This window comes from Clostridium sp. AF27-5AA (assembly GCF_003478415.1).
Lineage (GTDB): Bacteria > Bacillota > Clostridia > Lachnospirales > Lachnospiraceae > Otoolea > Otoolea fessa.
This window is the reverse complement of sequence record NZ_QUFH01000008.1, coordinates 87,611-110,794: the sequence shown is the minus strand read 5'-3', so window position 1 is coordinate 110,794 and position 23,184 is coordinate 87,611. Positions and strand designations below refer to the sequence as shown.

Below are 23,184 nucleotides of genomic sequence, written 5' to 3'. Positions count from 1 at the left end.
CCCTTATGCGGATTTAAATACCTCCATTCTGCACCGCTTTCACGCCATGTTCCCGCAAAAATGGCTCGTACAATTCCTCTTCTGCTTTTTTCCGCGCTGCCACCGCATCCTCAAGGTTTACGAAGGTTCCAAGGTTGTACACTTTTCCCTGAAAGCCGATCGCTGCCCGCCACCGGGAATTTTCCCGCTGGTAGACGCCTCGGTAGCCGCTTGTATTGTTTGCCGTATTTTTCTGGTTGGCGATTCGTTCCAGGCAGGTTCCGCCTACAAAATGAATCGCTTTTTTCATGTTTTTCTTTCGTGTCTCCGCCTGCAGGCACCCACAGCTCTTGGTTTTTCCCGCGCACAGGCTTTCTTTGGATGCCTCAATCAGGCGTCCGCAGCTACAGACACATTTCCAATATTCACCTGTCCGGTTGGAATTATCCGCCTCTTCAAGCACTTTCAAACGTCCGAACTGACGACCTGTCAGATCGATCCGCCGACTGGACGGAAGTTCCTTCCGATAGCACCCGCAGCTTTTCGTATGCCCTGTTTTCAGATGGGACTCCTCCACGGTTTTTTCTTTCCCGCAGTCACACCGGCACAGCCAGTAATGGCGGCGGCTTTTTTCTGCCTGTTTTATCTCCCGGCAGACGGTCAGGCGTCCATACCGGCGCCCCGTCAGATCTTCTCTCACATACTCCACCTCCCCGGCTGACATAATGGGAATTATGTCATATCCACCTGTTTTGTTTTTTCTTTAATTTGCAAGGTTTTTGTCGGATTTTGGATAAAATATCTGTACTTTCAAGTACTGTTTTTTAACGTCTTTGTAGGTTGAAATTTTTTCTCAGAAGTGATAAACTTGATAATAAAATCATATATTTAGATATGTATGCAGATTTTTTTCATTTCATGACATAATTCCCATTATGTTTTTCGTCAATTTTCCCTATCAATCAACAAACCTAATTCCAGCTGTCTGCGGCACGCTTCACGGCTGCTGATGATCGTATAACGTCTTGTCGTTTCCACGCTGCTGTGACCCAGATAGTCTGCCAGACGGACCAGATCGTGATCGCGCTCATAAAATATCTTGGCAAACAGATGGCGCAGATTGTGCGGATATACCTTGCTCGGAAGAACACCCGCTTCGGTGCAGACGGATTTCATGTCCGCCCACACATTCTGTCTGCGGACTGCCTGCCCGTTTTTTGTGACAAAGATGCTGCCTCTCACAATCCGCTGCTTCTGGCAGTACTGCGTCAGATACAGCATCAGCGACTGCGGCAGCAGGATCACCCGCTGTTTTCCCTTACAGTCGATCACTACTTCCCCCTGTGCCAGCGATTCCGCTGTAATATATGAAAGCTCGCTGATTCGTATGCCCGTGCTCGCGATCGTCTGCAATATCGCACAGAGGCGTTCATCGCCGCGCTCCCGCGCCGCCTTAACTAACTTTTGATAATCGCTGCGCGTCATTTCCTGTCTCTCATCACAGAAAATCCGCTTCTGCACCCGGAACGTGCGGACACAGTATTCCTGTCTTCCGATAAAATGAAAGTAGCTGTTCAGAGACGCAAGCATCGAATTGGCGCTGGACGTTTTATAATGAGCTTGCAGATATTCCTTAAAAGATATAATTGTATTTTTATCCCAGTCTTCATCAGCAAACATCAAAAACTTTCTCACGTCCCTGCAGTATTTTTCGATCGTGTGGCTGCTTTTTTCCTGTTCTCTCAAATAATCCCTAAATCGTTCCAATTCATTTTGTGTTTCCTGTTTCAATGCGTTTCCTCTCTTTCTCACGAAACTTTCTCGCGTATTTGTTTTTTTCGCAGCTGTTTTTTCTTTCACAACTGTGACCACTTTTCTATTTTCTGAAAAGTAATCTTATAGTATACGCACCGGAAACAGAAATCTCGCAAAAAAAACATTTTTGCTCTTTTAATCGGATTTTTGCAGAACCAGACATCACTGCGCCCGAAATTTTTTCACATGGACTCTCTTTGATCTTCACAATAAAAACAGGACAGCCGCTCCCATATTGCTCGGAACAGCTGCCCTGTTTTTTCATATATTTTCTTTTATATTCATTTTACTCGTCCGCCCGGATCGCCCAGCGCATCTTCGTCGAGCGGGCACGCGGGTTCTGTACGCACTCCTGCGCGGACGGGCGCACCACATCTTTGGAATATTCTTTATAGATACCGGCGCGATATCCCTCTTTGAGCGCCGCTTTCACCAGTTTATCCTCTCCGGAATGGAAGGTCAGGATCGCTGCCCGTCCGCCCGGTCGAAGCGCATTTGGAAGCTTCTCCATAAACTCATAGAGTACTTCAAATTCCTGGTTTACATCGATCCGGAGCGCCTGGAAAACACGCTGACAGGTCTTCTTGACTGTCTCCTTTTTCTCCTTTTCCGGAAGGAAATCCAATGTTTTTTCAATGATTTCACGGAGTTTCGTGGTCGTATCGATCCGATTTCCACGGCGGATCTCATCCGTGATCGCTTTTGCCAGCTCCTCGCAGTACGGTTCGTCTGAATTTTCGTACAGCATGCCCGCCAGCTCCTCACGCTCGATCGTGTCAAGGCGCTCGGCGGCGCTGATGCCTTTTTCCTGATTCAGGCGCAGGTCCAGCGGTCCATCTACCTTGAACGAAAAGCCTCGCTTCGGATTGTCAATCTGCATCGAAGACACGCCCAGATCGGCTAAAATAAAATCAAAACCACCCGCTTCTTTGGCAATCTCATCGATTGTACAGAAGTTCTGGAGACGGATTGAAAGCATGTCCTCGCCATAGCCCGCTTCTTCCAGGCGTTTCCGCGTCTTGGCGGATTCCTCCGGATCAACATCGGTCGCATACATATGTCCCTGCCCTTTCAGGCAGGCCAGCATTGCCTTCGTATGTCCGCCGTATCCTAGCGTCGCATCAAATCCGACCTGCCCCGGCTGGATCTGCAAAAAGTCCAGAATCTCCTGCACCATAATGGAAATATGCATGCCCGCTGGTGTATTTCCCTTCTGAATCACGTGCTGGATCGTGTCCTGATACTTCTCCGGCTGCAACTCTTTATATTTTTCTTCAAATTTCTTTGGATATTTTCCTTTATATCTGACACGCCGTTTGTGTGGTGTCTGATTTTCCTGATCCATAAAAGCCTCCCATATCTGCTTAGATTTTCCATTGATTTTCCCATCTGTCAAATCGAAAATCATATTGGTTCAAGCATATATGGAAGGCGTTCAAATGTCAATTCTTTCTTGATTTTTCCAGATAAAACGCAGCATCATAGGTATACAATAAAGGCGTTTTGGTTGAAATGTTTCTCCGGGCAGATGTTTGCAGATGAGCCATCAAATCTTTCTGTATATAAAATACTCATTCTCCCCAATGTCTGACGCTCCTGCCTGCCCGGATACTCCTTTTCAACGTGCATAGTATGACAAATTGTGTGGTGTTTTGCATCGGCTGGATACTTGACACGGCATCCCGCTTTCAATAAAATGATTATATACCGTACATTGATGTACGATACAATCCCTTTTTAGCTAATTTATATAATTTTTACTTATTTTTCATGTAATTATACACAACTATGAGTGTAAAAAATTGCACCAGAATCCTACATGACAAATATACATGATTGCACATCTTATGGATATCTAACAGGAGGTTTTATGACGCACGATAAAAAACGGCTGCTCTCGATCGGCGAGGCAGCCAAAGCGTTGGAAGTGACCCGGCGCATGATTTTAAATTATGAAGACAAGGGTCTTATTCTGCCGGATCAGAGAGACGGTATCAATGGAAACCGTTACTATACAGCAGACACCGTCTCGCGCATCCGGAGCATCCGCATTCTGCAGAATCTCGGTCTGTCGCTGGATGATATCTATGCCTATTATCACGGCACGACGGATCTGGAGCCGCTGATCACTCGTCTGGAAGATCTGCGTGACGAGATCAGCCGGAATATTGAGAAATTAAAAGAACATTCAAAAGGGCACAATGACTTTGAAATCCGACAGATAGAACTTCCCGCCCAGACCGTTTACTGTCAGGATCTGCATTCGACAGAACTTGAAGACAAGAAAGAGCAATTACGTAGCGTCTTCATCAAGGCGATCCGCCAATATGGTTCTGACACCACCCAGCATATGTTTTTCACCGAATACAACCTTTCGAATCCGGGCGATTTTACCTGCTGCATCGCCGTCCCGCCGGAAAGCCTGGGTGAACATCTCGTCACCCTGCCCTGCCAGAAAGCGCTCTGTATCTTTTATCACGGTGCCTATGAAGGTCTTCCGGTAATTGTGAAACATCTTTGTGCGTATGCTAACAAATATCAGATTCCATTAAAGGGCACCGCCCGCCACCTCTATCTGGAGGGACCGCCCCAGCACAAAAATCCTGAGAATTTTCTGACGCAGGTAGCGGTTCTGGTGGCGGATGATACCCTTTAACCAAAACTTATTTCTCTAATTTTATTATTTTAACTCCTCTGGGCGCAGCACGCATTGACCCACTCTATAAAGTTATCGGCCGCGGCAGCCCGCATGGACATAAACAAAGCCCTGATCCGTATAATCCGTAAAACTCCGGTACTCCGTCAGAGCCTCCTGCGCCGCATATCCCGGCGTATTGACTGGAAATACGATCGGATCCGAAAGTGCCTATCTGTACCCAGAATCACTGCCTTACACTTCAATCGCCCCAAACCGGAACGAATACAGGTAGCGCTCCGCCACCCTTTTTCCTGTTATCTGTTCCAGTGCGCGGGTATAGTAGCGCACCTGTGCCTCATAGCGGCGGATCAGAATGTCTGAATTTTCCACATAATCTGTCTTATAATCCACCAGAACCAGCTTACCGTCCTCCTCAAAAAAGGCGTCGATGATACCCTGTATCAGAATCCGCTCATCCGAATCCCAGTCGCCCATTTCGCGCGCCGGAATACCGATGACGAACTGTTTTTCCCGGTACAGTTTCCCGGCTGCTGCCGCTCTCTGCATGCGTTTTCCCAATGAACTGGCTGTCAGTTTTGCCAGATCTGAGCCACGCACCAACGCCGCCGCCTCGGCGTCCATCCGCCCCTCAGCCGCCAGCTTCGCCGGAAATGCATTTAACTCCTGTCTCGACATTGCCCGCTCAAACGGCAAAAACTGCAACACACGGTGGTACGCCGTACCGCGCGTCGCGCCGCCTTTTTCTTCCTGCTCCTTCTCCATAAACACTGGCAGCGTCGGCAGAAATACCATCTCCTCCTCTTCTTCCTCCATGCCCTTTTTCTTAAGTTCAGAAACAGACATCTTGGTGTTGAGACTCAGATCGTCCAGGTATGGGTACTGGAAATGGTAGTTGTTGCTGATGATCGATTCTATTTGCCTGATATTTTCGAACCGATTTTGCGTGTTTGGATGATTCTCGTCATTCGACAAATGGCTGTCCTCCCCCGCCAGCCACCGCAGCCACTCTCTCGATAACGTCTGGCGTATCTGCGTGCCAATCTCACGGTCGATCTGGTCGGAAAGCGTTTCCATCTGATATGAAATCCACGGATTTTTTTCCGGAATACTCATCAAAATCCAATCCAGATACGAGGAAGCCAGCGTCAGAATCGTATACGGAATCGCCCCGTGTTCGGCTGCCACTGCGCTCCACTTCGCAATCCGATCCTCCAATTTCCGGGAGGACGCCGTCAGAATCAATTTTTCCTTCGCACGCGTCAGCGCCACGTAAAGAACGCGCAGTTCCTCGCCCAGCGCCTCCAGTTCCATCCGGCGTTTCATCACATTTTTCTTGAGCGTCGGTCCCTTGATGCGCTTCTCACTGTCCAGATAGTCGGTTCCGATTCCCAGATCCGCGTCAATCAGAAGTTTCCCCCGCGTATCCTGCTTGTTAAAATTTTTTCCCATTCCAGCCACAAACACGATCGGAAATTCCAGTCCCTTGCTCTTATGGATACTCATGATCCGCACCACCGTTCCCTCGGGATCTGCCACCGGCGCTTCACCAAAATCTGTATTGTATTTTTTCAGCTTCTCAATATACCGGATGAAATGGAACACACCCCGGTAGCTCGTCGCCTCATAGGCTGCCGCTTTCTCCACCAGCATATCCAGATTGCCGCGCCGTCCCGCCCCGCCCGGAAGCGCCGACACATAGCGGTAATAGCCCGTTTTGTCGTAAATCCGGTAGAGGAGTTCGTGCATCGGCAGGTAAACAGATTCCTGGCGGAATGTATCCAGGAGAGTAAAGAGTTTTTGGAGTTTTCGGCGCAGGTTATTCTTTTGAATTAATTTATTTTTTTGAAAACGAAACGCATCCGCGATCGACGAATCGTCACTTTCGTCATTCGACTTCACCGGTCCATCCTCGTTCATATACTCCACAACCGCCCGGTAAAGCCCTGCATCCCGCGACCGGTCAACGCCCGCCTTATGTTCCGCCACAATCCACGCCATCTCCTCATCAGAAACGCCGCCAAACGGCGATTTGAGCACCGACGCCAGGGGAATGTCCTGCATCGGATTGTCAATGACTGCCAAAAGATTCAGCACCGTCTCGACTTCCAGCGTATTAAAATATCCCGTCCGAGACTCTGCGACCGCCGGAATCCCCTGCGTCGCCAGCACCTCGATAAATTCTTCCGCCCATCCGCTAACGCTTCGAAGCAGAATCACAATATCCCCGTACTGCGCCCGACGGTAAGCGCCAAGCTCCTTATCCCAGATCGTGATCCCCCGTTCTTTATCCGTCATCTCACGGATCTTTCCGGCGATCATGCGCGCTTCCAGCTCTCTGGCGGTGTAATCGGCTGCCTCATCATCTAACTCGGGGAATTCCGTCTCTTTCTGCGGCTGCACCGACAAATCCACCAGCAAAAGCTCCGTCTTTAACTCATCCAGGCCATCCCGCTCTTCAAAGGCTGCGCCCGGATGCAGTGCCGCATCTTCCGTATAGGATATATTTCCCAGCTTTTCCGTCATGATACGGTAAAAAATCGCATTGATCGATTCCAGTATGTGATCCCGGCTTCGAAAGTTCTGGTGAAGCTCGATCTTCTGGTGCGCGCTCTCCTCCGACGTGTATGTGCTGTATTTTTCCAGAAATAATTCCGGTCTCGCCAGGCGGAATTTATAGATACTCTGCTTGACATCGCCCACCATAAACACATTCGGGCGGTCAAAACGTTCACCGCTGATGCACTGGATCAGCGTCTCCTGAACCAGGTTGCTGTCCTGGTACTCGTCCACCAGAATTTCGTCGTACTGCACGGCGAGCTCATCCGCGACTGTGCCTGGTACGCGCACTGTCCAGACATTTTTCCCTTGCATCTGATCGTTTTCTTCTGCACTTGAAGTTTCCTCCGCCTCGGAACATTCTGATTCCGGTTCTGTCAGAATCTCCAGCGCAAAATGTTCCAGATCATGAAAATCCACCACATTTTTCTCTTTCTTCTTCGCCCTAAACCGCCGTCCAAATTCCTGCGCCAGCTCCAAAAGTTCCAAAATCCGCTCTTTTCCAGCTTCCATATCCGTAAGCATCTGCTCCGGGGAGGCAAACAGGTACTCTCCTTTTAACTTTTCAACTGCTTTTTTGACCCGGCTGCGGCAGTCGGAAACAAGCGCCTTTTTCTCCGGATCGACCTCCCCGTTTTTGCCGCGGATCGCCGCCAGACGCGAAAACGTAAATTGTTCCAATGCCTCCGAGATCGTTTCAAACGAACCGGCTGCCCCGCAAACTGCCTCCGCATGGCGCAGATCTTCCTCGATCATCGGCAGGTACGGCATCGGTCCCCCCGTCTCCTGGCAGATCTCCCACGCCTCCCGAAGCTGTATTTTCCACTCTTGCGCCTGCAATGCAATATCAGGCAAAAGGAACTGCATCCACTCCGTCTGCTCCAGCTCTCCCTGTTCGGTCAAGAGCAGCTCCTCACGGCATTTTTCATACCACGCATCCGGCCACGGGTTACTCTGGGCGAAATTGTAGACCTGCATCACATACTCGGCAATTCCACCGTCCGCCTTGCCCGTCGCATACGCGTCCACAAACTCCTCATACCGTTTCCCGCCGTCGCGGTAATAATCTTCCAGCAGCCCATCCATCACATCAGCGCGCATCAGAAGCATTTCGCCCTCATCGCCGACCCGGAATGCCGGATCGATGTCCAGCCGGTCAAAATGTTCCCGCATGATATGCAGGCAGAAGCTGTCGATCGTCGTGATCTGGGCAAACTGAACCAGAACTGCCTGCTGCTGGAGATGTTCATTTTCCGGCTCCGATTCCAGTTTTTTCTCAATCGCCGCCTGGATCCGCTCCCGCATCTCCGCCGCTGCCGCCCGGGTAAAAGTCATGACAAGCAGGCGGTCTATGTCCTTCGGGTTCTCCCCCTCCGTGATCATCTGGATGATCCGCTCAACCAGCACCGCGGTCTTGCCGCTTCCGGCCGCTGCCGACACCAGGAGGCTTTTCTCCCGCCCCTCAATTACCTGCTTCTGTTCCCTGGTCCAATTTACTGCCATTTCTCGCCCTTTCCTTTTTCATGACTGGTTCTTCTTTCATTCCCACAGTCACAGCCAAACACAAACCTACCGTTCCGTTTTCTTATCCTTTTCTTCCATCTTCCCCCAGATCTCCTCCGGGCTCAGCTTATCAAAACGCCGGAACTGGTAGCCGTCCGTTTTCAAATCAAATCCGCACACACTGTGGTACGGGCAATAATCGCACGCCGTTTTCTGGCCGTTTTTGTACGGCGACGCCGCAATGTTTCCATCCAGAATCTCCCGCCCCATATGCTTCATTTTCCGGTTCACATACGCGCCCAACACACGGAATTTTTCTTCCCCTGCCGCCTGCGAACGCCGCTCAACGATCGCCTCATTTTTAATCGAAACCGGCACAACATCCGAATCCGCCGTCGCCTCCTCGCCCAGCCGGTTATCCAGATGTGCCAGTGCCTCCCGATCGCCGTTTACCAGCCCGTTCATCCGCAGTGCCTTCAAAATATCGGCATTCGTCTCCTCCTCCGACTCCACCGGCTTGCGCTCCACCATCGGATCCTCGATATGATAATAGAAAAGCCCCGCTGGAACCACCGTTTTATCCGGGTATTCCCGCCCGATCTTCTCCATCGCCGCATCCATGTAGACGACCAGCTGCAGCTGCAATCCATAATAAATATCCGTCAGGTCAAATTTCGTTTTTCCCGTCTTGTAATCAATGATCTTAAGGTACAGCCGGTCGCCATCCTCGCAGAGATCGATTCGGTCAATCCGCCCGCGCAGATGGATCGCCTCCTCGCTTGAAAGCGGAATCCGCATCGCTCTCAGGTGATCCATCGGTGAAAAACTGACCTCAAACCCGGCTGGCTCAAAATCACCTTTTTTTAGCTGTTCCGTCAGTGCCCAGATCGTCCGATCCGTGATCCGGTATACCTTCCGTTCCAGATACTGATTCCGGTACGAGCTTCCCAGAATCGCATTGCCGTATTCCTCCGTGACCGACGCCACACACTCCGCCACCATTTTCTGGCGGTCTTCCTCCGAAATGCCGGAAAACCGGCGATTTTCCTCTTTCATCCGCGTGAAATACATGTCGATCGCCGCATGGAACAGATTTCCGATATCCGACGGGGCAATCTCGTACATCTGCCGTTCCGACAATTCCAGCCCATACGAAAGAAAATGTGCATACGCACACGACGCATACAGCTCCATACGCGTCACACTGCCCCGCAGAATCGGGCTATAGAGCGCCCGCGCCGCCGCCTTCCCGATGCCCGTATCCTGATAGGTATAAAATGCAGCATCCGAGAGCGCCTGCATTTCATCCCGGTACGATTCTGACTGAATAAAGTATCGGTACAGCGATATAAACTGGTCATTTTCCCCGCTTTTTTCATCCTGCAGTCCCCGAAGCACCCAGCTCATGCCAAGCTCCGGCGACCAGAGCGCTTCCTTCTCTTCCTTCGGCTGTTCCAGACGTTTCTCCGGAAATAATTTAAGCAGCTGCAGCATCAGACTCGAAGGACGCATCGCTTTTCCCTCGGCAGAGGACGCCGCACACGACAGATAGAGATAGTCCGATGGCTTTGTCAGCGCCAGATAGAGATAAAATCGCTGCAAAAAGCTTTCCTCCCGCGCGGTCGGCGCCAATTCTACCTGCATTTCCCGCAGCGCCCGGCGATCCGCCTCCGAAAGGATCCCGCCGCGTCCCGAAACAGACGGCACTATCCCGTCATTGACTCCGGCAAAAAACAACACTTTTATATTGGAAAGACGGGTTCGCGTGATATCGCCGACCACGATCCGGTCCACGACCGCGGGGATCAGTCCTACCTTGATCTCCGCAAAACCGGCGTCCAGAATCTCTGCATACTCCCGCTGTCCCATGATCTCCTCGCCGAGAAGCGCCACAATCCGGTCAAACAGATCCATCACCAGCCCATACACCTGCCCGTACTCCTTGGCAAGACTCATATCGCCCACTTCTTCAAACTGCTGCGCCATCGCCGCCAGCTTCTGCTCCATCTCAAGTGCTTCGAGAAAATGGACCAGCGCCTCCGTCCGCTCGCGCACCGTTGCTTTGCGGTTGGAAAACACCTCCCGAAGCGGCAGAAATGGTGTGACAACCGCCTCACGGAACTGATTTAACTCATCCAGATTGATAAGCTCTGCCCCCCGGTACACGCGCTCCCATGTACTGTTCCACCGCTTAAACCCGCGGATTCCAAGCGCAATCACATAATTTTCCGCCTGATAGATCACTTCCGGTGAAAGCCCCGCAAGCGGCATCACCAGCCCTGTTTTTAGGAATCGAAACACCGATTCATAGGAAAAGCCCGATTGCAGCACCTCCAGCGCCGCCCGGATTAGTTCCACCATCGGGTTACTTAAAATATTTTTCTTATAATCAATAAAACACGGGATCTGATTCTTCTCAAACTGCCTCAGAATCTCCCGCGAATATGTCTCCAAGTCGCCGGTAATCACCGCGATCTCCCGGTAACGGATGCCCTCCGATGCCACCAGACGCCGGATTTCTCCGCATAAGAAAGAGATTTCCGCCTGCGGGGTTGCTGCTTCAATTAGACGCAGGCTTTCCCGGTCGTGTTCAGCCGCAGCCCCGCTTTCGTTCCCGCTCCCAGAATGATACACCTTTCCCCTATATCGGAATAATTCATTTTCAATAAATCCCAGTTCCGGGCTGTCCTTAAATCTCCACATTGGTTTTTCTTTCAACAAAATATCCTCATCCCGGCTGCATCCGGCAGCTGCAGCACGGTCAATCAGACGGCAGACGGTATGACGGCTCATGTAAAAGAGCTTCTGCTGCACGCTCTCGCGGTACGGATTGTCCTCCGGATCCATCGTGACCGTCACGATCACCTTCCGGCAGCACCGGAATAAGAGTTCCAGAAGCTCATACTGGATCGGCGTAAAGCCCGTATAGCCATCCAGCGTCACAACGCTGTCGCGGATGAGCTGTGACTGCGGCAGCACCCGGCAGAGAAGGCTTAAAATTTCTTCTTTTACGATCACTTTTTCCTCGGTATACGCCTGGAATGCCCGGTATAAAACCTGCATATCCAGAAGCTTCTGGCGCAGCAGCGGGCTTTTCGTCTCCCCGATCAGCGTCTCCAGCTTTTCCTCCGTGATGCCGTACTGGAAAAACTCAGACAGCATCGATTTGATCTCGCTGATAAAGCCCGCCTTGTCCAGATGCCCTCCAAACAGGTGCAGATTTCCCCGGACGCCCGATGAGACGCGCCGCAGAACCATCGATTTTCCCATATCATCCAGCACCGCCAGATTTTCAATCGCTAGTTCCTCAAACACCCGGTATGCCAGACGCTCAAAACTGACAATATCGATATTCATCACGCCATGGTTCGGATGCAGCATCACGATCTCTTTCTGCGTCTGCATCGTAAACTGTTCCGGCACCAGAGCAAAAAAACGTTCGTCCGGCTCTTCCATCGACTGACGGATCAGATTTTCATACAATGTCCGTGTCTTTCCCGAACCGGAACCACCGATTATAAATTGCAATGACATAGTTTTCCCTCTGTCTTTCTGTCTATGTTTTCTGTCAGATACCAAAGCACTTCCGCCCGGATGCATCCCGGATTCCCATTTCTTCCCGGTATTTCGCCACAGTCCGCCGCGACAGCGTGATCCCCGCTTCCGCCAGTTTTTCTGACAGCACGCGGTCGCTGAACGGCTTTCTCGGATTTTCCGTTTTGATCAGATGGCGGATTGCCTCCCGCGGATCTTTGCCTGTTTCCATCCGATTCACCATTTCTGCCTGAACCGCCGTTTCTTCCTGATTCGCCGCCTCTTCCCGTTCTGCCATTCTTCCCTTATCCGTTGTCCCGAATCCCTCCGCAGCCATGTGTCTTGAAAAGAAATATGACAGCGGAAAAATCCCCCAGCGGCATTGCAGATATTTTTCACGCACTGTCCGGCTCAGCGTCGGATCGCTGACCCCCAGCGATTTAGCCGCCTGTTTCTGCGTCCACGGAGCCAGTTTTCCACTTCCTTTTGCGAAAAATTCCCCCTGTACGCACAAAATCTCTTCTGCCAGCCGCAACAATGTCTGGTTGCGCTTCCCAATGCACTGGCAGACCCATTCAGCCTGCCGGATTTTCCCCTCAATGTAGTCCTTTGCCTCCGTCTCGGTATCTTTCTGCTTCATCAATGACAGATAATACGGATTGATGGCAATCTGCGGCAGTGTCTCATCGGAAAGCTGCATTTCAAATCCGTGTTCCGTCTGGGTAATAATTATATCTGGTACGATATATTTATCATAGCTCTCATCCCCATATCCGCTTCCTGGTTTGGGATTCAGCTCCCGGATCCGCGCTGCTGCCAGAAGCACTTCCTCCAGATTGCAGGAGCATACACGGGCAAGCTGCTTCATCTGGTTTTTTCCAAGCAGATCCAGATGGTTGGAAATGATGTGTGCCGCCAGAATTTCGGTTCGCATCGTTCCATTCTGAACAATATCAATCACCGCGCCGCCGTCTTCTGCCAGGTAAGACAGCTGCATCAACAGACACTCCTTCAGCGACCGCGCCCCGATCCCGCGCGGTTCCAGCCTGCCAAAATTTTTCCAGATACGCTCCCCTTCTGTCTCCTCAATTCCCAGCCCAGCGCAGAGTTCTCCAAAATTCACGCTGAGATATCCGCTTGCATCCAGATTTTTGATCATATAGCGGAATATTTTTTCTTCTCTTTTCGTCAGATGCAGCATACACGCCTGTTCCAGAAGCGATTCCAAAAGCCCATCCTGACTCCGTCCCGGCTCTAATCGTCCCGCCTCTTCTTCCTCATCCTGATAATAGGTCTGGTTCTGGCGGTCAAGGCTGGCAAGTTCTTCAAGTCTGCGGATTTTCTCGTTCAGCTCTCCATTTTCTTCCAGCCGTCCGTTCTCCGGCTCCCGCTCTTCCAGATCCACCACTGGATTTTCCAGCGCCATCTCTTCTATGTACTCTTTCAGCTCTATCTGCCCCATCTGAAGAATATTTGCGGATTGTATCATTTTCTGGGACAAGGTCTGTTTGAGCTTTAACTCCTGTTTCAGTTCCATCGTACCACCCCTGAAAAGATGTAAAACGCCCAGATGCCTCGCCGTTTCTGCCTGCGAAGTACCTGGGCGTCCTGTCTTTTGCCTCCTAATTACTGATCCAGCTCATCCTCGCCGACCAGCTCATCATATTCCTGCTCGTCCAGAAGCTCGTCAAACGCATCTGCCACGATCTCATACTCATCGTCGTCCTCGATGTTTTCCAGGTTCGGCTGTCCGTTCTCATCCTCGCTATAACGGTACAGATATACCTCGCCGTCCTCTGCCTCGATGTCATCCATCGGAAGAAGGGCAATATAATCCTTGCCGCCTGCCGGGAAAATCGTCAGAACAACACACTCAATCTCTCTGCCGTCATCCAATGTCAGAGTCACGGTCATCTCCTCGCCGTTGTCGATCTCTTCCTGCGTCATATTCTTATTATCTGCCATATTTTACCTCTTTCTTTTCTATGCCTTTTCTACGTCCCACAAGATCCGTTGGCGGAATCCTGTCTTGACTCCACTGTATCAGAGTATTCTGTAAAAATCAAGACTTGACTTCCTCATTGTCCGCTTCATTCCGATACGCCGCCATCTATTCCAGCCCCTCATCCGGCACCTGTACGCGCATTCCACGTGCAAATGCCCGGTTTAAGCGGATTGTGTGCCGTGCCAGCGGGTTAAACAGCATATAGATGCAGAATACCGCCTCTATAAATTCGATTGCCGCCGCCGTCACCAGCATGAAAACCAGCGGAAATGGCAGCCACCAGCTCATCTGAAGCAGCGATACGCCGCCCCACACAATACTCGCCCCACGCCCGATCAGCATCAACACCCGTAAGCACCGGGCTCTCCCGCAGCATCAGCATATACCAGCCATAAAAAATAAACGGTCCCAAAAGCGTCATGACCGCATTTGTTTTCTCCATTCCATAGACAAATGTCATAATCAGATAAAACAGGCAGTACAGAACCCGCACCCCCGTCAGAATCCGTACCATCCAGTGCAATGCCTCATTCTGCTCCCCGTAACCCGGAAGTGTTTTTTCCATCTGTTTTACCCACATTGCCCATTCCCGCTGCACTGCAGCGTACTCCGGACGATGCTTTCTCTTTATAAATCCCATTCAGAGTCCCCTCTCTAATATTCAATTCCCCGCCGCGCCAGGATTTTCCGGTCAAACGGATGCTTGATTTTTTCCATCTCTGTCACGTAATCAGCCCGCAAAAGCAGCTCCTCCGGCGGTTTCCGCCCCGTCATCACAACTTCCAGATCCGCTGGTCTGTGATCCAGAAAATCCACTATATCCGTCAGCTCCAAAAGTCCCGAAGAAAGAGAAGCACAGACCTCGTCCAACACCAGCAGAACATCGCAGGTTTCATTATTCTGTATTTTCCTGCTTCTTGAATCTTCCATTTTCCCACACCGCTTCACTGCCTCACAGCACGCTGTCTCAAACATACTTTTATAATAATCCGCCGCCTCCCGCTTCACCTCATCGGTCATTTTCCACGTGAATCCAAATGTTTTTTCACAGGGAATCAACGTCACCTCCGGGAGCCGCTTTAAAATCTCCACCTCCCCAGACTGATCCGTTTTTAAAAAGCGGGCAGCAACTACCTGTTTTCCCGCTCCTGCTGCCCGGACCGCCAGACCGATCGCCGCCGTCGTCTTTCCTTTTCCGTCGCCGCAGTACAGATGTACACATCCCATATATTTTTCCTTTTCTTTCTTTTTATCTCGCTTTTCAGCGCACCGATACCAACTATCTTATCATATCAAACTGCCAACCACAATATTTGCCCGATTGAAAATTTACATTGAAATATTTCCCCATATACGCAATCTGGCGGTCTGATCCCAAGGGCCAGAACCGCCAGAAAACCAAACTCAATGATTCAATTTTACCAAACTTCTAACTTCAAACTTCTAATTTTCCTATTTGAATGCAGCAACCAGCTCTTCCGCATCCTTATAACCCTGTTTTTTCAGTTCCCCGATATACCACTCGGTTACTGGTTCTACAATTGCCTTGAAGGAATCGATATCCAGATCCTCATACGGGATGACCTCGACGCCATTCTTGGACTGCCATCTGGAAAGGATCTCGTCGTCGCCTGCGCGGTTGATCTCGCGCTCGTACTGAACAGCAAGTTTGCCGCACTCATCGACTACTTCCTGCTGCTCCGGTGTCAGGCTGTCGTAAATATCCTGGTTGATGCAGAAGAACAGGCAGTCATAGTTTGCATTCCACATGGAAACGTATTTCTGTACTTCCTGTACGCTTGCCGCATCAATCGCCGGAAGCGGGTTCTCCTGACCGTCTACCGTACCCTGCTGCAATGCCGTGTAAGTCTCGGACCAGTTCATGTTGGTCGCATCTGCGCCCCACAGCTCGTAGCACTTCATCAGAAGGTTTGAACCAGCCACACGCACTTTCAGGTTCTTCATATCTTCCACGGAATGAACCGGGCGCACGCCGTTCGTGAGCTGACGGAAACCATTTTCCGCCATACCCATACAATGCAGGTCATAGGAAGAAAGAATCTCATCCATCTTCTGGCCAGCCTCGCCGTCCAGCTTCGCGTCGGCGTCCTCCACTGAATCAAACAGATACGGCAGCGATACCACGTTGAAACGCGGGTCAAATGCCGAATAAATCAGGTTGCTGTGCATCGAAATCTGCACCGGATCTCCGTTCATCAGCGCCTGGATGCCCTCGGACTGGTTTCCACCGGTCAGCTGATCCGCTGCGTAAACATCTACTTTGACCTTGCCGCCCGTTGCCTGATCCATGAGCTCGCCAAACTTGCGTCCTGCCTGTGCCCAGGTACTGGTTTCTGTCGTGGAACACGTAAAGTTCCAGGTCATTTCCGGCCAGTTCAGGTCACTGTGATCTTCCACCTGATAGGTCGAAGAATTTTCAATGCCCGCCGTCTTAACTGCACTAGCCGCATTTTCAGTAAAGGTGTTTACCAGATCCTCTGCATCATCAAAGCCCTGGTTTTTCAGTTCTCCGATAAACCATTCCGTTACCGGCTCAGCTGCTTTCTTAAAGGATTCGATGTCGAGATCCTCATATTTCAGCACCTCCACACCGTTCTTAGTCTGCCAGCGATCCAGAATCTCCTCATCGCCTGCACGGTTGATCTCACGCTCGTAAGCCACTGCCTTACGGCCTGCCTCATCAACAACCGCCTGCTGCTCCGGTGTCAGGCTGTCATACAGCTTCTGATTGATGCAGAAGAACAGGCAGTCATAGTTTGCGTTCCACAGTGAAACATATTTCTGTACTTCCTGTACACTCGCCGCATCAATCGCCGGAAGCGGGTTCTCCTGCCCGTCTACCGTGCCCTGCTGCAGCGCCGTATACGTCTCGGACCAGTTCATATTGGTCGCATCTGCGCCCCACAGCTCATAGCACTTCATCAGAAGGTTCGAACCAGCCACACGCAGCTTCAGGTTCTTCATATCTTCCACGGAACGAACCGGATGTTCGCTGTTGGTCAGCTGACGGAAACCATTCTCCGCCATACCCATACAATGCAGGCCATAGCTTTCCAGGATCTCAACCAGCTTGTCGCCCGCCGGACCATCTAAGACTGCATCCGCTGTCTCAACAGAATCAAATAGATACGGCAGTGATACAACATTGAACCGCGGGTCAAATGCCGAATAAATCAGGTTGCTGTGCATCGAAATCTGCACCGGATCGCCGTTCATCAGTGCCTGGATGCCCTCAGACTGGTTTCCACCGGTCAGCTGATCGGCTGCGTAAACATCTACTTTGACCTTGCCGCCGGTCGCCTGCTCCATGAGCTCGCCAAACTTGCGTCCCGCCTGTGCCCAGGTGCTTGTCTCGGTTGTGGAACACGTAAAGTTCCAGGTCATATCCGCCCAATCCAGATCGCTGTAATCGCCGATCGTGTTGAAATCGTCATTGTCTGTCTGGGTGGTTCCGCTGTCGCCTCCGGCTGTCTCGCCATTTTCAATGGCTGCCGCACTTCCCAGTGCCGCCGGCAGACAGGTCGAAATCTGCGGAATATAAGTAATTATCAGTAAAACAACAATGGAAGCGGCTACCATCGGAACGACTGCCCTGGAAATCTCCTGCAGCGTTACGCGGATACCGTCTCTTAATTTGATGCCGATCGCGACAAACAGGTTGACACCGACCGGAGGTGTTACCTGACCAATTGCCAGGTTGACCGTTGCCATGATACCAAATGCGATCACGTTGTAGCCCAGTGCCTTGCAGACCGGCAGCATGATCGGGATGAAAATGTACATTGCAGAATTTGCATCAATAAAGCAGCCCGCGATCAGGAAAATAATGTTACAAATCAGCAAGAAAGTAAACTGGTTGCCTGCCACTCTTGCTAACAGTTCGGAAGCAGCCGTCGAAATACCGAAACGGGTGCAGACAAAGGAGAACAGCGACGCACACGCTACGATCAGCATGATGCCGCCGGTGGTCTTTGCCGAATCAATCAGAATTTCCCACAGGTCTTTAAATTTTACTTCCTTATAAATAACCATGCCGACAAACAGACCGTACACAACGGATACGGCTGCCGCCTCGGTCGGTGTAAAGATGCCTCCGTAGATACCGCCCAGAATGATGACCGGCATCAAAAATCCCCAGAAAGCATCCTTAAATGCGTTCCAGCGCTCTTTTGCGGATGCCTTCTCTACGTTGGACGGCACGACATGATTGCTGCGTACCTCCAGCATAACGACAATTATCAGAGCCAGACCCATCAGGATACCCGGGATGATACCTGCCATAAACATATCTCCGATGGAAACACCTGTGATCGACGCGTATACGACAAACGCGATACTCGGCGGGATGACGATCGCGATGGAACTGGAAGTTGCCATCAATGCCGTCGAGAAGGCTGCGGAGAAACCGCCCCGCTCTACCATCGCCGGAATCAGGACCGCACCCAGAGCCGCTACCGTCGCCGGACCGGAACCGGAGATCGCGCCGAAGAAGCAGGCTACGATGATACACACATTCGCAATGCCGCCTTTTCTGTGACCGACACATGTGTCAACAAAACGGATCAGGCGCGTAGAAATCCCCGCCTTCGCCATGATATTTCCGGATAATACGAAAAACGGAATCGCCAGCAGCAGGAATTTACTGATGCCGGAGTAAATATTCGTCGCTACAATCGTTAAAGAAGTACCGGAATACAGGATCGCCGCCGCGGAAGAAAGTCCCAGACAGACGGAGATCGGCACATTCAACACTAATAATACGAAAAAGGTAATAAAAAGAACTGCGCTAACCATTTATTTGTCCTCCTTTTTCGTACACACATCGAGACAGAACTCGATAAAATGGAGAATCATGCACACCGAACCGATCGGTACAAAGGACCAGAAGATCCACTCCGGCCAGTTCAGCACAAAGGTACGTTTCTGGTTCGCAAGCTGCGCCAGTACCTTGTCCATGCCATAGTAAAATAAGATTCCCATAAAGAGAACCGAAAAGATTGTAATCAGAATCATGACCGGCTTCTTTGCCGATTTTGGCAGACGCTCTGTTACCAGATTTAAGCCTACCAGTCCGCCCTCACGCGCAGACAGCGCCGCGCCAAGCAGCGTAATTAATACGAAAATGGCAACAACCAGCTCCTCTGTAAAGGACCAGGACTGGTGAATCACCTTACGGGAAAATACATTTCCCACCGTCAGTACAAGGATCAGGATCATCGTGACTACCAGCACAGTTTTCTCAACCATCGCCACAATATCCATCAGCTTTTTATATCCTTTCATGCTGCGCTCTCCTCCTAAAATAAGTATCTCATTTTTCCACATTTCTGTCGGCTGTACGCATTCATCTGAACGTTTTTGTGTCATAGGACGCAATTTCCTAAGGCATAAAAAAACGCCCCCAGATAATAGGGACGAATGAAGTGCCAGATTTCTGCTAAATGTTCTGTTTTTCTCGGAAAACACGCAAACATATGCAGCACCAAACAAACAAACGCTGCTCCCGCTTGTGCGGGATTCGTACAAAAACAGTGACCGCCGCGCCCTTGCTCTCAGTCAATCGAGGCATGAACGGTTCCGTTTTCATATGGAACTATATCAAACTAAAATTAAATATTGCTGATATGGAATATATTCTACACTTTTTTAATAAATACGTCAACCATTTTTATAGACTACGGTCTATTTAATAAAAGCTGCGTAAAAATAGCATAAAAGAAATAAAATTCTTTTCCCTCAACCTATTGATGATTTGATTTTTCTATACTATAATAAACATCATACGCTTTAAAGTGCGAAAATCTTTTAGACAATACAGGAGGATGAAACTCATGGGATTTGAATATGTCAGCAAGTTGCCGACCCCGGACGAGATTCGTGCACAGTTTCCACTGGCACCGGAGCTGGCCGCAGAAAAAGCTCGAAAGGACGCTGCTATCCGTGACGTCTTTACAGGCGACAGCGACAAGTTTCTTGTCATCATTGGTCCGTGCTCTGCTGACCGGGAAGATGCGGTTATTGATTATGTAAACCGCCTTGCCAAGGTACAGGAGAAAGTGAAGGACAAACTGATTCTGGTTCCTAGAATCTACACCAACAAACCTAGAACAACCGGTGACGGCTATAAGGGACTTTTACACCAGCCAAATCCGGAAGGTAAGCCAAACTTATACCAGGGTCTGATCGCGATCCGCAAACTTCATATGCGTGTGATCGAAGAAACCGGCTTCTCGACCGCAGACGAGATGCTATACCCGGAGAACCTGACCTACCTTTCCGACGTTATGTCCTATGTTGCAGTCGGCGCACGTTCCGTTGAGAACCAGCAGCACCGCCTCGTTGCCAGCGGCATCGACGTACCGGTCGGCATGAAGAATCCGACCAGCGGCGCACTCTCCGTCATGCTGAACGCCGTACACGCAGCACAGCACGGTCATGAGTTCATCTACCGCAGCTGGGAAGTAAAGACACAGGGCAACCCGCTGACCCACACCATCCTGCGTGGTGCTGTCAACAAGCATGACCAGTGCCTGCCGAACTACCACTACGAAGACCTGAAGCTGCTCTTAGACCTCTACAACGAGCGTGATCTGAAGAATCCGGCCTGTATCATCGATGCAAACCACTCCAACTCCAACAAAAAATACATGGAGCAGATCCGTATCGTCAAGGAAGTACTCCACAGCCGTCGTCACTCCGACGATATCCGTAACTTCGTCAAAGGCGTCATGATCGAGAGCTACATCGAACCAGGCAGCCAGAAAGTCGGCGAACACATCTACGGAAAATCCATCACCGACCCGTGTCTGGGATGGGAGGATTCCGAGCGTCTGCTGTATGAAATGGCTGAAGGATTGTAAAATATAGAAATATGCAGAAAAAAAGTCCGGTGGAAAAGCTCCGCCGGACTTTTTTTCGTTAGGAATTCGGATTTCAAAAAGGTTAAAGGATTAAATCTTTTGTATCATGCATTTATTATGGTTATAGTATATCATGCCTATCTCCAAAATGTTTGTATTCTCTTTAAATAAATTATGAAGAAATTCTTAAGATTCACCATTTCGATGCAATAAAAATCCGATTTGCTGCATTAATGAATATTAGGTTTATTGTTCAATTGATTCACATACATAAAAAGAACAGGTTTCGCCATTAAAAAGCTGTACTCCTGCATACAGAGGCTCTCTATCATATGTATATGTCACACTCTTAATATAAAGAAGCGGAGTTCCCTTCTTAACTTTCATCAGTTTTGCTTCTTCAGCCGTGGCCCGGCATAATTCAATCCGCTTCTCTGAAGAAGCAACTCTTACCTTGGCTTCTTCCTGCAGGCACTCAAACAGAGAATTATCATTAAACTGCTTTTCCAGAAGGAAGGAATATTTTACCGGGAAATAGTTCTTCTCAATGGCTACCGGTTCCCCATCCGCTGTACGCAGACGCGAAATATAAACTACATAGGATCCAGGTTCCAGATTTAACTGTTTTTGAATCTTGTCATCTGCCAGAACCAGCTTATTTTCAAGCATCTGTCCCCCAGGCTTCATATTCATATGACGGCACATTTCTGAAAAGCTCTGGAGATTTTTTATATCCTTCGCGAATTTCTGTCGGCAGATGAAGGTTCCTTTTCCCTGCTTCTTTTCCACAAGGCCCTGGCTCACCAGATCATCCACTGCACGCCGAACTGTGATCCGGCTCACATTGTACTGTTTTGCTAACTCTGCCTCTGCCGGAATTCGTTCCGTTGCATTATAACCCCCATTCTCAATATCTCGTTTCAAACTCTCCACAATCTGTGCATATAATGGAACTATGCTGTTTGGATTTGTATTTATCTCCATACCCTTCTCCTTTTCATTCTTTATAATAATTGAGCCCTACATCTATATAGTCAAAATGATATATAATGTTATATACACTATCATACTATTTGTATTGTTCCATTACAAGCTTTTTTCGTTATTTTAACAAAGAAATTGCATTATTTTTACTCGGTATAAAAAAAAGAAAAAAGCAGACCCACAATAACTACACGATTGCAGGCCTGCTTTCATATTATGTTTTTGTTTTTACATCAACTATTAATAATCAAATTTCCACATATAACGGCGATATGTCATCGGATGCATTCTCACATCTGCCATTGCTGAAATAAACTGCTTGGAAATCGGATGGAACAGAAGTGAATTGAAGTATTCTGCGACTCTCTCATCCAGTTCGCCTAAGCCAAGCTTCTCTGCATCGATAACCCAATGATGGCCGCCAAACTGATTTAAGAAGCGCTCTGCTCTCTCATCCACCGGTCTTGTACGTCCAATGCTCTTGAACAGGAGAATGGCAAGATCCTTGTCACAGGTTTCAAAAGCACCATGGAAATATTCACCGGAATGAATCGGAACACAGTGTACGGTCTGCATCTCCTGAAAGAAGCAGAATGCATCTGAATAGGATACCTCCCAGGCTGCACCACTTGACATTACATTCCATACAGTATCATCTTTGTAGGTCATGGCAAATTTAGCTGCCTCCGCACGTACATCTGTATATGCTTTTCCGTAAATTGTTTCCAGCTTCTCGAATCCTTCCAGAGCCTTGTCATATGCCTCATAATTGTCATATTCTTTTAAGAGCCAGAACGCAATCTTTAACGCCGTGCCCTGGCTGTTGTAATGAACCAAGGTTGGATCCTTATACCACTCATCTGCATGATAGTAGGTAATATAATAATCAGCCGTCTGCGCTGTCAGAGAATCTGCATATCCGGATAAACCAACCGTAACGGCGCCTTTTTCTTTTGCCACCTTTAATGCTTCCACGGTTTCTGCCGTTGCCTTAGTGGAGGTTCCAATCACAAGTGTATTCTTATCTACATTCTTCGGAGTTGCATTCACGAACTCACTGCTGTTATATCCCTGAACACGCAGAGAGCTCTCCTGATTTAACAGAAACCGTGCCGGATAGGAGGATGCAAAGGATCCTCCGCAAGCCACGAAAATAACCTGTTTTAATCCGCCATTTTTATCCAGATCTGCTTTGGCTTTTGTCATCACATCGATGACTTCCTGCATACCTTTAATCATAGAATTAATCCTCTCTTTCTTACGTTTTG

At 49.5% G+C, this 23,184-nt stretch carries 15 protein-coding genes; 2 read left to right on the top strand and 13 right to left on the bottom strand.

What is annotated here, in order from left to right; genetic code table 11:
* Positions 1 to 13 precede the first annotated feature (13 nt).
* The 3 genes from DWY89_RS09555 to rsmH all read right to left on the bottom strand — a co-directional run bounded on the left by DWY89_RS09555 (position 14) and on the right by rsmH (position 3,139).
* Positions 14 to 679 carry a hypothetical protein gene (locus DWY89_RS09555; protein ID WP_118524622.1) on the bottom strand — a complete coding sequence of 222 codons (666 nt, stop codon included), beginning with the start codon at positions 677 to 679 and terminating at the stop codon, positions 14 to 16.
* Between the two features lie 245 nt (positions 680 to 924).
* A complete protein-coding gene (locus DWY89_RS09550; protein ID WP_118472132.1) occupies positions 925 to 1,770 on the bottom strand; it encodes a tyrosine-type recombinase/integrase in 846 nt (281 codons plus the stop codon).
* Positions 1,771 to 2,080: 310 nt separating this feature from the next.
* Positions 2,081 to 3,139 (bottom strand): 16S rRNA (cytosine(1402)-N(4))-methyltransferase RsmH, encoded by a 1,059-nt coding sequence (rsmH, locus tag DWY89_RS09540; RefSeq protein WP_107000320.1) that lies wholly within the window; start codon positions 3,137 to 3,139, stop codon positions 2,081 to 2,083.
* Between the two features lie 525 nt (positions 3,140 to 3,664).
* Between rsmH and DWY89_RS09535 the strand changes: the two genes are divergently transcribed.
* Positions 3,665 to 4,450, top strand: a complete 786-nt coding sequence (locus DWY89_RS09535) for a MerR family transcriptional regulator (RefSeq protein WP_182434554.1) — start codon at positions 3,665 to 3,667, stop codon at positions 4,448 to 4,450.
* 234 nt (positions 4,451 to 4,684) lie between these two features.
* Here DWY89_RS09535 and addA read toward each other — a convergent pair whose 3' ends face one another.
* From addA to DWY89_RS09495, 8 genes are all read right to left on the bottom strand, one after another.
* Complete coding sequence (addA, locus tag DWY89_RS09530; protein WP_118524621.1) at positions 4,685 to 8,512, bottom strand: helicase-exonuclease AddAB subunit AddA; 3,828 nt, start codon at positions 8,510 to 8,512, stop codon at positions 4,685 to 4,687.
* 66 nt (positions 8,513 to 8,578) lie between these two features.
* The gene (gene addB, locus DWY89_RS09525; protein ID WP_118524620.1) at positions 8,579 to 12,046 is read right to left on the bottom strand and encodes a helicase-exonuclease AddAB subunit AddB; all 3,468 of its coding nucleotides are present in this window, start codon (positions 12,044 to 12,046) and stop codon (positions 8,579 to 8,581) included.
* A gap of 34 nt (positions 12,047 to 12,080) precedes the next feature.
* Complete coding sequence (gene rpoN, locus DWY89_RS09520) at positions 12,081 to 13,583, bottom strand: RNA polymerase factor sigma-54 (RefSeq protein ID WP_118467930.1); 1,503 nt, start codon at positions 13,581 to 13,583, stop codon at positions 12,081 to 12,083.
* 89 nt (positions 13,584 to 13,672) lie between these two features.
* Complete coding sequence (locus tag DWY89_RS09515) at positions 13,673 to 14,011, bottom strand: DUF1292 domain-containing protein (protein WP_022358993.1); 339 nt, start codon at positions 14,009 to 14,011, stop codon at positions 13,673 to 13,675.
* 230 nt (positions 14,012 to 14,241) lie between these two features.
* The gene (locus DWY89_RS09510; protein ID WP_118523665.1) at positions 14,242 to 14,691 is read right to left on the bottom strand and encodes a hypothetical protein; all 450 of its coding nucleotides are present in this window, start codon (positions 14,689 to 14,691) and stop codon (positions 14,242 to 14,244) included.
* 14 nt (positions 14,692 to 14,705) lie between these two features.
* Entirely contained in the window at positions 14,706 to 15,278 is a 573-nt protein-coding gene (locus DWY89_RS09505) for a cob(I)yrinic acid a,c-diamide adenosyltransferase (RefSeq protein WP_118467926.1), read from the bottom strand.
* 225 nt (positions 15,279 to 15,503) lie between these two features.
* Positions 15,504 to 18,866 carry a TRAP transporter large permease subunit gene (locus DWY89_RS09500; protein WP_118481818.1) on the bottom strand — a complete coding sequence of 1,121 codons (3,363 nt, stop codon included), beginning with the start codon at positions 18,864 to 18,866 and terminating at the stop codon, positions 15,504 to 15,506.
* On the bottom strand, positions 18,867 to 19,355 hold the full coding sequence (locus DWY89_RS09495; RefSeq protein WP_118481861.1) for a TRAP transporter small permease: 489 nt from the start codon (positions 19,353 to 19,355) through the stop codon (positions 18,867 to 18,869).
* A 548-nt stretch (positions 19,356 to 19,903) separates the two neighbouring features.
* Between DWY89_RS09495 and DWY89_RS09490 the strand changes: the two genes are divergently transcribed.
* Complete coding sequence (locus DWY89_RS09490) at positions 19,904 to 20,932, top strand: 3-deoxy-7-phosphoheptulonate synthase (RefSeq protein ID WP_107000329.1); 1,029 nt, start codon at positions 19,904 to 19,906, stop codon at positions 20,930 to 20,932.
* Between the two features lie 246 nt (positions 20,933 to 21,178).
* On the opposite strand, the gene DWY89_RS09485 is transcribed toward DWY89_RS09490, so the two are convergent.
* The gene (locus tag DWY89_RS09485; protein ID WP_118523666.1) at positions 21,179 to 21,916 is read right to left on the bottom strand and encodes a GntR family transcriptional regulator; all 738 of its coding nucleotides are present in this window, start codon (positions 21,914 to 21,916) and stop codon (positions 21,179 to 21,181) included.
* Positions 21,917 to 22,156: 240 nt separating this feature from the next.
* Entirely contained in the window at positions 22,157 to 23,155 is a 999-nt protein-coding gene (locus DWY89_RS09480; protein ID WP_118472095.1) for an SIS domain-containing protein, read from the bottom strand.
* Positions 23,156 to 23,184: the final 29 nt, after the last annotated feature.

What these genes read in the sequence shown, in the direction of transcription:
- DWY89_RS09490 (WP_107000329.1), top strand. Translation starts at nt 19,904, where the DNA reads ATGGGATTTGAATATGTCAGCAAGTTGCCGACCCCGGACGAGATTCGT.
- rpoN (WP_118467930.1), bottom strand. Translation starts at nt 13,583, where the DNA reads ATGGAACTGAAACAGGAGTTAAAGCTCAAACAGACCTTGTCCCAGAAA.
- DWY89_RS09515 (WP_022358993.1), bottom strand. Translation starts at nt 14,011, where the DNA reads ATGGCAGATAATAAGAATATGACGCAGGAAGAGATCGACAACGGCGAG.
- addA (WP_118524621.1), bottom strand. Translation starts at nt 8,512, where the DNA reads ATGGCAGTAAATTGGACCAGGGAACAGAAGCAGGTAATTGAGGGGCGG.
- rsmH (WP_107000320.1), bottom strand. Translation starts at nt 3,139, where the DNA reads ATGGATCAGGAAAATCAGACACCACACAAACGGCGTGTCAGATATAAA.
- DWY89_RS09535 (WP_182434554.1), top strand. Translation starts at nt 3,665, where the DNA reads ATGACGCACGATAAAAAACGGCTGCTCTCGATCGGCGAGGCAGCCAAA.
- addB (WP_118524620.1), bottom strand. Translation starts at nt 12,046, where the DNA reads ATGTCATTGCAATTTATAATCGGTGGTTCCGGTTCGGGAAAGACACGG.
- DWY89_RS09485 (WP_118523666.1), bottom strand. Translation starts at nt 21,916, where the DNA reads ATGGAGATAAATACAAATCCAAACAGCATAGTTCCATTATATGCACAG.
- DWY89_RS09510 (WP_118523665.1), bottom strand. Translation starts at nt 14,691, where the DNA reads ATGGGATTTATAAAGAGAAAGCATCGTCCGGAGTACGCTGCAGTGCAG.
- DWY89_RS09500 (WP_118481818.1), bottom strand. Translation starts at nt 18,866, where the DNA reads ATGGTTAGCGCAGTTCTTTTTATTACCTTTTTCGTATTATTAGTGTTG.
- DWY89_RS09505 (WP_118467926.1), bottom strand. Translation starts at nt 15,278, where the DNA reads ATGGGATGTGTACATCTGTACTGCGGCGACGGAAAAGGAAAGACGACG.
- DWY89_RS09480 (WP_118472095.1), bottom strand. Translation starts at nt 23,155, where the DNA reads ATGATTAAAGGTATGCAGGAAGTCATCGATGTGATGACAAAAGCCAAA.
- DWY89_RS09495 (WP_118481861.1), bottom strand. Translation starts at nt 19,355, where the DNA reads ATGAAAGGATATAAAAAGCTGATGGATATTGTGGCGATGGTTGAGAAA.